The sequence below is a fragment of the Candidatus Nitrososphaera sp. 86-2 genome (genome assembly GCF_056726185.1).
Map to the genome: position 1 here is coordinate 539,469 of NZ_JBWZON010000001.1, position 13,412 is coordinate 552,880.

General features: G+C 50.3%; 14 protein-coding genes. 7 read left to right on the plus strand and 7 right to left on the minus strand.

Annotated elements, in window-relative coordinates; genetic code table 11:
• Positions 1 to 11: 11 nt before the first annotated feature.
• The gene (locus ACYOR7_RS03265; protein ID WP_479913098.1) at positions 12 to 488 is read right to left on the minus strand and encodes an Lrp/AsnC family transcriptional regulator; all 477 of its coding nucleotides are present in this window, start codon (positions 486 to 488) and stop codon (positions 12 to 14) included.
• Positions 489 to 683: 195 nt separating this feature from the next.
• Between ACYOR7_RS03265 and ACYOR7_RS03270 the strand changes: the two genes are divergently transcribed.
• Entirely contained in the window at positions 684 to 1,262 is a 579-nt protein-coding gene (locus ACYOR7_RS03270; protein WP_294806853.1) for a V4R domain-containing protein, read from the plus strand.
• Positions 1,263 to 1,444: 182 nt separating this feature from the next.
• On the opposite strand, the gene ACYOR7_RS03275 is transcribed toward ACYOR7_RS03270, so the two are convergent.
• Positions 1,445 to 1,618 carry a hypothetical protein gene (locus ACYOR7_RS03275; protein WP_479913099.1) on the minus strand — a complete coding sequence of 58 codons (174 nt, stop codon included), beginning with the start codon at positions 1,616 to 1,618 and terminating at the stop codon, positions 1,445 to 1,447.
• A 290-nt stretch (positions 1,619 to 1,908) separates the two neighbouring features.
• A complete protein-coding gene (locus ACYOR7_RS03280; protein ID WP_479913100.1) occupies positions 1,909 to 2,601 on the minus strand; it encodes a hypothetical protein in 693 nt (230 codons plus the stop codon).
• A gap of 682 nt (positions 2,602 to 3,283) precedes the next feature.
• Between ACYOR7_RS03280 and ACYOR7_RS03285 the strand changes: the two genes are divergently transcribed.
• Positions 3,284 to 4,984: a patatin-like phospholipase family protein gene (locus ACYOR7_RS03285; protein WP_479913101.1), complete on the plus strand. Its 1,701-nt coding sequence runs from the start codon at positions 3,284 to 3,286 to the stop codon at positions 4,982 to 4,984.
• A gap of 215 nt (positions 4,985 to 5,199) precedes the next feature.
• Here ACYOR7_RS03285 and ACYOR7_RS03290 read toward each other — a convergent pair whose 3' ends face one another.
• Positions 5,200 to 6,900 (minus strand): hypothetical protein, encoded by a 1,701-nt coding sequence (locus tag ACYOR7_RS03290; protein WP_479913102.1) that lies wholly within the window; start codon positions 6,898 to 6,900, stop codon positions 5,200 to 5,202.
• A 231-nt stretch (positions 6,901 to 7,131) separates the two neighbouring features.
• On the opposite strand from ACYOR7_RS03290, the gene ACYOR7_RS03295 reads away from it, so the two are divergent.
• The 5 genes from ACYOR7_RS03295 (at position 7,132) to ACYOR7_RS03315 (ending at position 11,576) form a co-directional block, all read left to right on the plus strand.
• The gene (locus ACYOR7_RS03295; protein ID WP_479913103.1) at positions 7,132 to 7,641 is read left to right on the plus strand and encodes a DDE-type integrase/transposase/recombinase; all 510 of its coding nucleotides are present in this window, start codon (positions 7,132 to 7,134) and stop codon (positions 7,639 to 7,641) included.
• Positions 7,619 to 8,182: a hypothetical protein gene (locus ACYOR7_RS03300; protein WP_479913104.1), complete on the plus strand. Its 564-nt coding sequence runs from the start codon at positions 7,619 to 7,621 to the stop codon at positions 8,180 to 8,182. Before ACYOR7_RS03295 ends, ACYOR7_RS03300 begins: the two co-directional genes overlap by 23 nt.
• A 122-nt stretch (positions 8,183 to 8,304) precedes the next feature.
• Entirely contained in the window at positions 8,305 to 10,437 is a 2,133-nt protein-coding gene (locus tag ACYOR7_RS03305) for a hydantoinase/oxoprolinase family protein (protein WP_479913105.1), read from the plus strand.
• Positions 10,438 to 10,441: 4 nt separating this feature from the next.
• On the plus strand, positions 10,442 to 11,059 hold the full coding sequence (locus tag ACYOR7_RS03310) for an L-threonylcarbamoyladenylate synthase (protein WP_479913106.1): 618 nt from the start codon (positions 10,442 to 10,444) through the stop codon (positions 11,057 to 11,059).
• A complete protein-coding gene (locus ACYOR7_RS03315; protein ID WP_479913107.1) occupies positions 11,046 to 11,576 on the plus strand; it encodes a THUMP domain-containing protein in 531 nt (176 codons plus the stop codon). The genes ACYOR7_RS03310 and ACYOR7_RS03315 overlap by 14 nt, the downstream gene beginning before the upstream one ends.
• On the opposite strand, the gene cgi121 is transcribed toward ACYOR7_RS03315, so the two are convergent.
• From cgi121 to ACYOR7_RS03330, 3 genes are read right to left on the minus strand one after another with little or no spacing between them, the layout of a single operon-like run.
• The gene (gene cgi121, locus ACYOR7_RS03320; protein ID WP_479913108.1) at positions 11,573 to 12,340 is read right to left on the minus strand and encodes a KEOPS complex subunit Cgi121; all 768 of its coding nucleotides are present in this window, start codon (positions 12,338 to 12,340) and stop codon (positions 11,573 to 11,575) included. The two genes, ACYOR7_RS03315 and cgi121, sit on opposite strands and share 4 nt — an antisense overlap.
• Positions 12,340 to 12,588: a hypothetical protein gene (locus tag ACYOR7_RS03325; protein WP_294808158.1), complete on the minus strand. Its 249-nt coding sequence runs from the start codon at positions 12,586 to 12,588 to the stop codon at positions 12,340 to 12,342. The genes cgi121 and ACYOR7_RS03325 overlap by 1 nt, the downstream gene beginning before the upstream one ends.
• Before the next feature lie 28 nt (positions 12,589 to 12,616).
• Positions 12,617 to 13,390, minus strand: coding sequence for a TatD family hydrolase (locus tag ACYOR7_RS03330; RefSeq protein WP_479913109.1), 774 nt, complete (start codon positions 13,388 to 13,390; stop codon positions 12,617 to 12,619).
• Positions 13,391 to 13,412 lie beyond the last annotated feature (22 nt).

Here is a 13,412-nt window from a genome sequence, read left to right on the forward strand (position 1 = left end):
TACAGCTGGACCTACAGTTGCGACATGATGGAGTCCGGGATCTGGTCCTTTTTTCCGATGACCTGGACGGTTTCCGTCCACACGGCGTCCTTGACCCCCTCAATGCCCTTTATCGTCTCAAGGAGGCTTGCAATTTCCGCGTTTGTCCTGACTATCGTCTTGACCCTCAGGTCTATCGTGCGCTCGCCTATGTTCCTGCTGACGTACATAACTTCATCCCTTTGAAGTAGGATATTGGCAATGTCCATCGTCTTGCCGCTGTTGGTAGAAAGGAGAAATTCCACCTTTCTCCAGCCAAACTTGCTCAGGTTGAGAAAGCACTGCTTGCTGGTAAACTCCTCAAGCCTCTTCCTCCGCCGTTGCAAGGTCGTCTGCGGAATCCCTAGCTGCTCCGACATCATCCTTGACGATGATGCCCTGCCGTCCGGGGCAACCAGACTCTTTAGGATCTTGCGGTCTATTTCGCTTAGAGCTATAGGAGACTTCATACTGATCTCCTTTACAGAAGAGTCTTAACTTATTATTAAAGCAATATCTTTATAGTAAATTCGGATATAAAGGAGATTATATAAAATATCTACACAAATAGCGCTATTTCCGTATTCTGAATCATTTGTAATTGAAAAAAGTAATAGAATTTGCGCAGTATAGTTCTTATATAAGACTATACTTTAATTATAGTAGTGCGCCAGCCTCGTCTGTCTGGAGGGCCTGCCGACCCCATTAGTCTAGGGTCTGAAGAAAACCCCTTTTACCACTTTTCCAAGAAAACCAAGGTCATAGAAGATTCGGCGTTTAACTGCCGTGCAATACTGGTAAACGAAAGGTTCTGGAACAAGATACGTTCTTCTATCCTAGACCTGCTGAAGGACGCCGGGCCCCTGGTAATGTACGAGCTGGGGCTGGAATACGGTTTTGACATGGGATATCAGGGCAAGAGCCAGACCGGGGCCCATGGAAACGTCATCGACCTCTTTACCTATTATGTCATGGTGTCCGGCTGGGGCAGGTTTGAGGTGTCTGAACTGAAATTAAAGGACGGCGCGCCTGCGCGCAAGGCAACAGTCCGAGTCTATAATAGTTTCTTTGCAAAGGCGGCCAAGAGCGAGACCGGCAACCCTGGCTGCTTTTTTTTGTCCGGGCTGCTTGCAGGGCTGGCAGAAGGGGCGTTTTCAACGGGCTATAACTGCCTGGAAACAAAATGCGTGACTGCCGGCGACGACTACTGCGAGTTTGTCCTCACGCGAAGGCCCGGCGACTGACCTGCAACAATATTGGAAAAAAAGTCGAGCCACGACATGACAATGACGTGGCTGTGACTATGCTTTGCATTTCTGGTACTCTGCGCTCTGGGCTTGAAAGGATACACAAGAGCCGATCAAGCCCGGACAGCGTTATGTTCCTCGTCAGCTGAACGCGGACCAAGATATTCTCGTGTCGTCTCCTACATTCTCCTTGGCAAGTACAGCTGCCCTTCAAAGGTTGCAAGGGCGGGCGCATCCTCTGTGGCAGTGCCGTCCAATATCTCCGGTTCAGACCAGCCAGAAGACGCGTAGGGTCTTTGCCAGTTAGCGCCTACAGCAGGCACTATTGCCGACGCAATCACAGTGGCTGCCAAGAAAAAATCACTGCATTGTATCCACTAAAATTCTTTATTTCGAGAGAAATTCTCTGCTGCAATTTTATAACAACATTAAATTTCTATTAAGGAATTGTTCCATAGCAGTTAAACCTTAAAGTTTCCAATAAATCTCAAAGTTCTTGGATTAGTATAGCAGATTCTATAATTATTTTTTGTAATGAAGTATCTGGCGAGCAGGTGCGGGTATGGAAAAAAGAAAAAAGAGAAAAGGAACAGAAACCCTGTAATTTTTTCTAGCTCTTTTCTCCTTCTTCTATCTGGGTATGCTATTGCTGCCTCGCCAGTGGAGGTGATATGCCTCCTATCTTTTCTATGCTAAAGGTAAGTATGTAGTCACCGGTGCTCGAACGTACGCTGATGTTTCCCGCAGGATAGTTTGGCGCTGTGTATGCCACATTTACAACTCCCAGCTTCTCATTTGAGTTTAGGTGAGCGCCAATCCACGAAGCTACCTTTGATATTTGAGGCCAGTAATCACAGACATAATGGGCACCCGGTATGGGTTTGCAGGCAGTCTCTGCCCAGGTAGGCAACTTTGGTGGCGTCCAGCCTTCCCAATCTTCCTCTATTCCGTATGCGCCAACGTTAATTGCTCCGCCAGGTGCTACATTGATGTCTACATACTTTGATGCCGGAAGTTTCACGATTTCGCCAGGGGACACGTCGTTCATTTGTCCATCGCAGTCACTTTTGCCGGCCGCAGGAGTACAAGTATCTATGAAGATTTGTTTGCCATTGGCTCCTCCAAACATTTTGAATTCGCCGTCGCCACTCAGTATGCCCTCGTGGTCGTTGAGAACCTTCACTTGGATGAATTTCACACGATACGTATCTTGAAAGATTGGTTTCACAATGATGCGCTGCGCATTGGCCTGTGCGGTCATACCAAATGACAGGAGGGCCGTTACAGTTGCTGCGGTCAGCACCACGACTGCTACTACGACTACTGTTGCTGTCATCGCTGGATAGTGTCTATGTTTACGTGGTTTGTTATCCAATGTCATTTCTCACAATCAGTCCTGTTTTGCATACGCAATATAACAAAACTGGCAATTATTTAAGGAAAATGTAAATATCTTCAGAACATCTGATGCGTTTGCGATTATATAACAAATCCATGCAAATTCTTGTATGCAAGTTATTTGCCACCATTCAGCAGTCATTATAGAGTTATCAAGCGTCAGACGGTGAACATTTGGTTCAAATTGTGATTTTCTAACTCAAGAATAATCCTGATTATTGTTAGGTAATTGCAAAACTGCAATTTTTCCTGACCGGCAATCTATTACAGATCTAAACCCTATAACATTCTGTCGGGCTTCCTCTAATCTTGGGGTCTGACAAGGTCATGTACCCCGCTGCCCCGGACATCCTGTTGCACGCTTCTGGTCTCACGGGGCAGCGGGGCCTCCTTCGCAAGTTCTGTTCAAACAGCGGGTGATGTGAGGGTACTGCATTATTATCATCGGATAATGTTTCATTCCTTTGCTGAACCAGCCGACGCGAGCGATACAGCGCTCTTTTCTATACGGGTCTATTAGCTCCAATAAAGACTGCAACATTGAGATGCGAAAGTTATATCCGGAAGAGATGGGGTCAGGGGACAAGACATCTAAAATATAACATATGCAGAATGAACTTATGACATCGTCCTCATCTTCATCATCATCGGCCAAATCGATGGCGACATCGACAGCTGAAGCACCATTAAAAAAGAATAAACCTTCTTCTAGACCTCACAGGGTTCTAGTCCTTCAAGGAGGTGGAGCGCTTGCAGCATATGAAGCGGGCGTTTTTGCATCGCTGGCAGAGCGATTGTCCAAGAAGGACAAAGAAGATGGCAGAACCGGAAACATGTTTGATGTAGTGGCCGGGACTTCTGGTGGCGCGATTAACGCGGCCCTTATAGTCGACCATGTCGTCAGAAACAAAACTTGGGACGGCGTGGCCAAAGTGCCTTTGGCTTTCTGGCGCGCTACTGCAAGCGACATCGCCTTGTGGCCAAATAATGTATTCTTTAAGGAGTCCTGGAAATCGTGGGAAAAGGCAAGAGAATATGGTATTGAATTTTGGAAAGGGATAGCCGAGTCTGACATGCTCAAGCCATTCTCTTCTCAGAGAGAACAGGAGCCGTTTCTCCCAGCATATTTTCTCTGGCCCGACACGTGGGGGCCATTGGCTTCGGAGGAGGCAGCCAGGCGTTACTGGTCGTGGTATCTCTATTCGTTTGGTCTTTTTGGAATACCCGGTGTTCTGACTCCTGCCATCTACCAGCCAGACTTCAAATTCGGCTGGAACCCTTCTAACTATCTTGTACGTTACGGTAACCATCCCATAGTACAGACTATCAAGAAATTTTGGAATTTCGAGAGAGACCGGGTAAAGACAACGGAGGATGAGCCGCGGTTAATGTTTGTAAGCGTCGACATTCGCGATGGCATGACTGCGACATTTGATAGCTATCCCAAAAAAGGCGACGACGATGATGATAACAAGCTGAAAACCGTGTACGAACACGAGCTTCCGAACGGCAAGAGGGAAAGGCATACTATCTACTATCAGGATGGACTGGGAATGGAGCACCTGCTAACCAGCATGTCCTCCGCTTTGAGGTATGTGCCTCCCTCCTTGGAAGCAGTCACCGAAACTATCTCCCAAGAAGAAGTGAACGGTGAAACAAAAGATAAAGTCCTTTCAAGCAAAAAGGAGGCAAGATTCTTTTGGGATGGATTCTACCTCAGCAACACTCCTCTCAGAGAGGTGTTACAGGCCCACAGGGATTACTGGTCGCCGAAAAAGAAGAATGATGATGGGTCTTCTCCTGGGGCAGGCGGGCCGCACGAGCGTCGTACCCTGAAGGAAATAATTGAATCCAGTGTACCTGACTTGGAAGTCTATATTGTCAACATGTTTCCAACCCTTGATAAGACCGACGGCTACCCTAGAGACCCTGATGCGGTAAACAACAGAGTTAACGATGTAGTGTACCACGACAGAACTCAATTCGACGAAAAAATTGCAGGCATAGTTTCGGATTATGTCGGGCTGGCAAAGGAACTTGCCAAGATCGCTACTAACGACTCAAGTGATAGGGCACGTACGGAGAAAAAGATTCTTCAACTTCTCGGCGAGCGAACCCTAAGTAAGAACAGGGGTGGAAAGCAGAGGACCTTTGACCACCTGTTGGACGGAAGATTCAGGATAACCAAGCTGGTACGCATAGAATTATCAGACGATGACCGTTCCGATATTTCCGGCAAAGTATTTGATTTCTCTTCTCCAACTATAGAGTATCTTATCAAGCAGGGCATGGAGGACGCAAGAAGACTGCCGTCGATATGATGTTGAGAGGTACTGTTGACTATTCATCGGATAGGTTGGCGCGTATGTGAGATGATCTGCAGAGAACCGACGGTAAGTGAACAGTATCCCTTCGCAGACATTGACATTATCGGTTGATACAAGATGTCTTGCTCATGACCCTCAGTCGCAGCCAATGCGACACTATTGACAATATGTCTGTGGAGCAAGAAATATCCGTTTCACCTTGCAACGCTCTAGCTAGGAATAATAATACTACTGCTGGCTGCTCCTTCCCCGCCTAACCTCTTCCTAATAGCCGCAATAGGCGCTGCCAAATCGCCTCTTAGTGGATCAGATGGGCTTACGTGTCGTTCAAGTAGGCTTAGGACGTATACTGCTGCAATAGCTAATTCTTCGAGTTTGGGTAGAGAACCCCCGTTTTCTGACGATATTATTGGCAGCAGTGGGGACTTGGTCGCGCGGAGGGTCAGTCCAAGTACAAGTGCCTTTTTGGCTGTCTCTTGAATCACATCCAGGACCATCTTTTCAAGGAGCTGCTGCTCCGCCTTCTCTAATTCCTCTCGTTTGGATTTGTGATGCTGTAGTTCCACGCTTGCAGTCTTTCTCAGCTTTTCTAGTTCTTCTGCAGCACGTGCCTTATCTTTTTGTAAAGCTTCGATATCAATCCTTAAGGAATCCCGCTTGGATTCAAGATCCTTTCTTACATTTTCCAAGGAGATGACTGCTTCTTTAAGGTCTCCATAGTCTCTTAGGCAATTGGTAAGCATTTCTGGTAACAACTTGGGATGGTCCTGGAGCACCTTGTGCCAGTAGATGAGGTCTTTCTCTTGCACGCCTTTTTTGGCAAGAGTTTTCAAAGAATCTACTGCATCCTTGTAATCTGCAAATTGAGTCTGTTCTTTAACATATTCTCCGTTCGTTCTTGCAAGTTTATCTTCTAGATCTGTCAACGTCTTTCTGAAACCTAGGACAGCATTATAGCCAAACTCCATTTCAACGAGAAAATGACCTGCCATAACATGGACCGGAATACCTCGTTCTACAGCAACGTCGTTCAAAATCTGCAAGAGCTTTTCCAGTAATTCTTGATTAAATCCTGTAGCTACAAATTTGTCGAGAGCTTTCTTTAGGCCATCAAGGGCCGATAACTCGGCCTGAAGCTTCCTCGTCGATTCGGTTAATTTCCCAAGACTGTCTTCGGTTGATTTAATCTCTGATTCAAGCATATCCTTCTCTTTCACAAGAGAATCTGTTGAAGCAAATGCCGCGGCAACTTTTGCTGGGTCATAGCCTAGACCTTCGATATTTTGTACCACTTTTATGACGTCATCAATTTTGGACATTGATAGCCCAAGCCCTTTGAGCTTGTCCTCTACTTCAACACACATACAGAGGTTTTCCTCTGTAGTATGCATTGCGTCAAGAGTCGATTGCAATCTTTTTTTCACCTCCTCGTACTTATTAGAGGCCTCCAATAGTTTGGATTTAGTTTCGTCCAGTCTTTCCAAGGCCTCTTTCAGTAGATCGGGTACTTTCTCTGGCCGCACGCCAAACCCTTGAGCCAGCTCTGTAATTTGTGCTACAGAATCGGCAACCTCCTTTGCCGGTATGCCTTTTGCAATTAGTCCCTCGCTCAACCCAGCGACGAATTTCTTTACATCTTCCGGCTTTGCGCCCAATTGCTTCAGAATTATGGCTGTCTCTAGCCCTTCAGCACAATCCGCTGGCCCTCTACCAAGCTTCTTCATCATCTTGGCGAGGTCAAGAACTGCGTTGGCATCAGTTACTCCTAGCTCCTTTCTCCATTGCTTTTCTATTTCCACCGCAGCGCCGTGTGAAATCCCCAAGTCAGAAGCTATCTTTTCAAACGTTTGCTGCAGGATTCTTCGTCTTATGACCTCTTCGCGGACGTTGTCGGGTATTCGTGCCGGCATGGCCTACGGTTATAGGATTGTTCTATATAATAATAGGCAGACAACGGTCAAATGATAGTCAGATGGCAGTCATATAGTCTGAACAGTTAGTCAAAATCCGTGTTTGGATGAAGATGGCTATGCGAGATTGCACGAAATGTCGACATCAATCCCATTTGCATTTGACTTTTTTCTCTTTCTTTTTGACTATTTGGGATGGCTATTTGACTATCTTGACACCCCATTTGATTATTGGGACAGTGTTCTCGAAAATCTGGGCAAATACAAATAGCTTTCCGTTCTATGGACGACCAGACGCGCTTTTGGATAGCGCAGCAAGTAGCAAATAGTAACACACAGGATGCATGGTCGATACTCAAAGAAGGCACGCAAATCGCGGGAAAGAAACCCGACATTTTGATTGCAGACGGTGCACCCAATTTCCACAACGCGTACATGAAGGAATACTTTACCCACGCGGTACCAAGGACACAGCACATTCAGCACATACACCTAGCAGGCGGCCATAACAATAACAAGATGGAAAGGATGAACGGGGAAATTCGCGACAGGGAAAAGATAACCCGCAACTTCAAAAAGATGGACACTCCATTGCTGACGGGCTTGCAGCTCTTTCACAACTACTTCCGCCCGCATGAAGGACTGAAGGAAAGGACACCCGCGGAGATAGCTGGTATTAAAATAGAAGGCAGCAACAAGTGGGTCACAGTCATACAGAATGCCAGCAGAGCAGTTAATTGAACAGGGATTTGCACTCCCTCCCGGCTTTTGGAACATATCCATTGCTGACGTTCTGATAGCATTAGGAACGATTGCTGCCATAGTCATCAGTATCGCCGCTTATCGGCATGAGAGCAAAAAGGCAAACAAAGCTGACATAATACACGTACGCGATGAGCTGGAAAAAGCTCTTAAAATGATCAATAATGAGACACAGACTAAAGCCCGAGAACGATTGTATCAGCTATATCATACATACAGACAGGATCGTGACTTGAGTATTTACAGAAAAGGTGACGCTCCAGAGACAGTAAACACGGTCAGAGCGACTTTTGATGAGATGGGCATGATATTTTCCTATGATTCGACCGTGCAACTTCAGATTATCTCCACCCTTTGGGCACCCATAATCGAGTGCTGGATTTGCATGGAAGACTACATTCAGAATGCGCGGATGAAGGGTAATTCTCCTTTGTTCGCAAGCAGTTTTGAGGCGTTGTATAGAGAGGCTTTAGAGTTTAGAAAACAGGCACATCCGAATGATCCGTTGCGGACAGATTGATAGCGTCATGACCCGACAGTTAACAGCCCTTTAGAAATACGCCATGACCCGATAACTTACCAGAACCCCTTCGCACAGGGTTTAAATTACAAGTAGGCGGGGTTAGGTTTGCCTAACAACTTATGCAGGCGTCAGCAAGAAGAAGGATCAGGGTTGGCATAGACGTAGGGGGCACGTTCACCAAGGCCGTCGCAATTGACATGGCCAAGGGAAGCATAATCGGCAAGGTGACAGTGCCTACGACGCACTCTTCCGGCGAGGGCGTCTCTACCGGAATCGTCCAGGCATTAAAGACCTTGATGCAGAGACACGCCATCACAAACTCGGAAATCGAGCTAATATCGCACAGCACGACTCAGGCCGTAAACGCGCTGCTTGAAGGCGACACTGCCAAGGTCGGAATCGTCGGCATGGGAGTCGGCCTTGAAAAGTCAAACGTGATAAAGCGCACCAACGTCCGCGATGTTGAGCTTGCGCCAAACAAGTACCTGCACACGTGCTACAGGTTCCTCGACACTTCAAAATACCTGGAAGACGGGCAGGTCAAGGAGGCCATTTCTGAACTGAAAGGGGAGGGCGCGCAGGTAATCGTCGTGAGCGAGGCGTACGGGGTAGACGATCCTTCAAATGAATTGTTTGTCATGCAAAAGTCTGACATGCCGGCGACTGCCGGCCACGAGCTGACGGGTATCTACGGTTTAGAGATAAGGACGCTTACGGCGGCAATCAACGCCGGGATACTGCCCAAGGCGACTGGCACTGCAAAATTTGTCGAGTCTGCCGTGCGAAACGAGGGCATAACCGCCCCTGTCCTCATCATGAAGGGAGACGGCGGCGTGACCAACATGAACACGTTTCAGAGCAAGCCCATCATCACTGTATTGTCAGGGCCGGCGGCAAGCGTCGCCGGCGCGCTCTTGCACCTGCGGGTAATCGATGGCGTTTTCATCGAGGTGGGCGGAACATCAACCAACGTCTGCGTGATAAAGGACGGCCGGCCGGAGATACGGTACGTCACGATAACGCAGCATCCCACGTGCATACGGTCACTTGACGTACGGGTGGCCGGCGTCGCAGGAGGCTCGCTTGTACGCTGGTCCGGACGCAAGATAACCGACGTGGGGCCCCGCTCGGCGCACATTGCCGGCCTGCCGTACTCTTGCTTTGCGCAGCCTGACGAGCTTGAAGGCGGGCAGATTATCACGTTTTCGCCAAAGGAGGGCGACCCTATAGACTATGTGGCAATAGAGGCCGGCGGCAAGCGCTTTGCGATAACAAACACGTGTGCTGCAAACGCGCTTGGGCTCGTGCCGGAAGGCGACTATGCCCGCGCAAACGTCGAATCCGCAAAAGCAGCGCTGTCCATCCTTGCTTCTCGCATTGGCACGACGATGGAGCAGGCGGCGGGCATGATACTTGACATTTCAGCAAAGAAGGTGCTGGAGATAGTCGAGCCTATGGTAAAGGAGTACAAACTGAAACGCGAGAGGATCGTCTTTGTGGGAGGCGGAGGCGGCGCGTCGGTGCTGGTCCCGTACGTCGCCCGCAAGATGCAACTATCTCACAAGATAGCCGACCACGCGGAGGTGATTTCGTCGATAGGAGTGGCGGCGGCCATGATCCACGAAGAGGTCGAAAAGACCGTGAACGACCCAAGGCCGGAGGACATCTCTGAACTTGCAGAGCAGGTGAAAAAGACTGCTCTAGAGCGGGGCGCGCTCCCCGAGTCGATAACGATACAGTCAGAGTTCATAAGCGAGCGCTCGCTTCTCCGCGTGACTGCGATGGGCAACGTGTCGCTTGACATCGGCACAGCAAACGCGCCGGAGATAGGCGACAGCGAGGCGCACGTGCTTGCCTGCGAGCTGTTTGGCGTCAACGAGGGCGTCCAGCGGATATTTGACATGAAGAATTACCACATTTTTGCCTGCGAGATGAGCAAGAAAAAACTCTTCTTAAAATCAAAAAAGCAGCCGGTGCTAGTCCTTGACAAGTACGGACGAGTCCGGCTTTCTGTGGACAATGCCGCCATATTCAATGGGGCGCCCGACGACGTTGCAGACAAGGTAGACGAAATCCTGCACGAACACCGGGACAACGGCAAGGACCTTGCGCCGCAGGTGCACATACTGGACGGGGTAAAATTGATGGACTTTTCAAGCCTCACCGCGCCAGAGCATGTAGCCAGGGCTGTCCGAGACGAACTGAAAAAGGCGGCCGCAAAGGACGTGGCCGCAATCGTGAGGCTGCAATAGCAAGTTGACAGAGATCCTCGACTGCCCCGAAGGCGTGGTACGGTGCGCGTCTATTGTAAAAGAAGGCGGAGTGATTGTCTTTCCAACGGACACGGTCTACGGAATAGGGTGCGACCCGTACAGCGACTCTTCAGTCGCGCGGATATTTGCTATAAAGGGCAGGCAGGGGGACAAGCCCCTCCCCGTGCTTGCCGCAAGCATGAAAGACGCAGAGAAAATAGTGAAGCTGGGCAAGGCCGGCAGGGCGCTTGCAGAAAAGTTCTGGCCGGGGGCGCTTACTATCGTCGCGCCGCTTGCAGACCCCAAGATTTCTGACAGGGTGCTGGCCGGCAGGCGCAGCCTCGCTGTCCGCGTCCCGGCAAACAAGTGCACGCTGGGCCTGCTTTCGATGTGCAAGTATCTGGTAGGGACGAGCGCAAACCTGTCAGGCAGGCCGGCGCCTACGAGCGCGCAAAAAGTGGCGCTGGAAGGCTATGACGCCCTTCTCGTCGACAAGAACGCGCCCATCGGCATCGAATCCACAATCATCGACGTCACCGGCCCTCCAAAAATCACGCGACAGGGCGCAGTAAGCGCAGGCGAAATCGAAAAGGTGCTTGGACAAAAAAATGAACGACTTTAACCTGCTGGTCTCCAGTCCGCGTTTTCGAGAAGAAGACGCGTCTGATGAAATCCTTGACCTCCTTGATGCCTTTGGCGATCCAGACGCCGAGGTCGAGATAACCAGAGTCGCCGGAATCATCCTTGCCCGGACGTCAATCCATCCCGTGACTGTTGTCGAAAAACTAAAGGGGCTGGTGGCTTCCGAGCCGTGGGAGGTCCGCTACGTCATGCGCGTACTCCCGATAGAAAAGGTCGTGCCTGCGGAGCTTGAGGACATCTCTGGCGCGGTGGGGTCGATGGCTGCAAGGATTCCAGAAGACGCGTCGTTCAAGGTGATGGTGGAAAAGCGCCACTGCGACCTGCACTCGCGGGAAATAATCGACTATGTCGCGCAGGAGGTAAAGAGAAAGGTCGACCTTGAAAACCCTGGCTGGATAGTGCTCGTTGAGATAGTGGGCAGGCACGCCGGCATATCTGTCGTGACGCCGGACAAGTTCTTTAGCTCCGTTGTGGAAAAACGAGAGTCTGGCGACTAGCTTTTTACAAGTATCGCCGCGCGCTCTAGCAGCAGGTCAAGGAACTCGCCGTCGCCGGCTTTTGGAGAGATGCCCGTCGTCTTTGCAAGCGCCTTCTTTTTTTCGCCGCTTGGCAGGATGACGGAGTCATCGAGAGCAAATTCCTGCGAGATTTGCTCGCCGAATTTTTTCAGCGCCTGCGCGTCGGGTGAAAACGCGATAAAGCATCCCGGCGAGCCTTCCCTCAGGCGCGCCCTCTTCATGGCCTCTGCTATCTGGTCGGTGCAGGCAAGGCGCAAAAGCATCTCGGTTTCCGGCCTGTTTGCAATCATTATTCTTCTTGCCATCGCTTCAAGGGCGATGCCAAGCACGCCAAGCACGTGCTCTCTGCCATAGACTACGGCCGCGTCGGCCGCCTGCACCAACACACCAGGGTTTTCAGCCCGCAGCCTGTCAAGCAGCTTGCCGGCATCCTTGCTGTCTATGTTGCGCACGCCGGCCACAAGCACGCTATAATTATTATCATCATCCATCCCGCCGTGTACCACCGTGACTATGGTCACCGTGTCGCCTTTTCTGGCGACGGTGTCGGGGCCGGACAGCGCCTGCGAGTCGACGCCGTTTACCGCTATTATGAGGTTACCTGCCTGCAAGAGCCTCGGCTCCTGCGAAATGCCTTGCAAAAACGTCAAGACCTCGGAGACAGACGCCTGTTCCCTGTCGAGGTCGAGAGAAGGTCTGCCGACGGCCTTTTTTGCGCCGCCCAGCAGCCTGATTCTTATCATTATTCTTCGGTCGATTCTTCTTCTGTCTCTTCTTCGACTTGCTCTTCAGCCATCGCAGAAGATGCCTTTTCCTGGGCAGCCTTTTTGCGAAGGTGGGAGGTTATGTAGCCAGCAAGCTCGTTTCTCAGGACCTTGGACTTGACTACGGCAACCTCGTTGAGAGCCTTCTTGTTAGCGTCAAACTCTAGGCCGAACTTGTTAGGGTGCTTCTCAAGAAGCTCGGCGGAAATGCGCTTTATTCGGTTCATTAGACAGAGGAGGCGAGTGCGACATAATTTATAATTGTTGTGACCCAAGGAACGCTTCCGTGTTTCTGGCCGTAATTGCGGCCGCCTCGCCGTACGAAACGCCCAGGACCGCGGCCGCAGATGCCACGACGCTTGGGAGAAACGAGGTGGGAAGCGCCGGCTTGTTCTCAAAGCACCTGGAATACCTGATAGGCCCGTCTGTCTCGACGAGCAAGCGGTCCCTGTGCGTATGCCCAAGCAGCACCTTCTTGTCGTCTGAGTAGACAAGCGCCGGGCCGTACGACACGTACAAGCCTATTTCCATAGACCGGGCAAGCTGTTTTTTGCTTCCTGCAAACCAGTGCAGGAGAGCGCCCCTTAGCCGGTAGGATGGCAGGATTGCAAGTATGTCGTCAAGGGCGCGCCGGGAGTGTATCGACACCGGTTTGCCCGCGGATTCTGCAAGCGCAAGCATGGCGTAGAATACCTTCTTTTGGCGTTCGTACGGGACGCCCCTTTCAGCCTCGTACGTGCCGTCCAGCCCTATCTCGCCTATTCCGTCGACTGACGCCATGTTCTGCCTTGCCACATGTACGAACTTTTCTAGATCTTCGCTTGCCGCAAACTCTGGGTGGATTCCAACAAACTGCTTTACTGCTTTTCTATGGCTGTTGAACAGCTGGAAGCTTTTCTGTGTAGTCGCAAGGTCGACTGCGACAGAGCACGCGACAATGTTCATGGCATAGAGCGAGGAAACTACGTTGCCTATATAGCCAGAATACTCGCCGTCTGTCAGATGCACATGCGCGTCGTACAGCAGCAACAGCTGCATCCCGGCAGAAAGG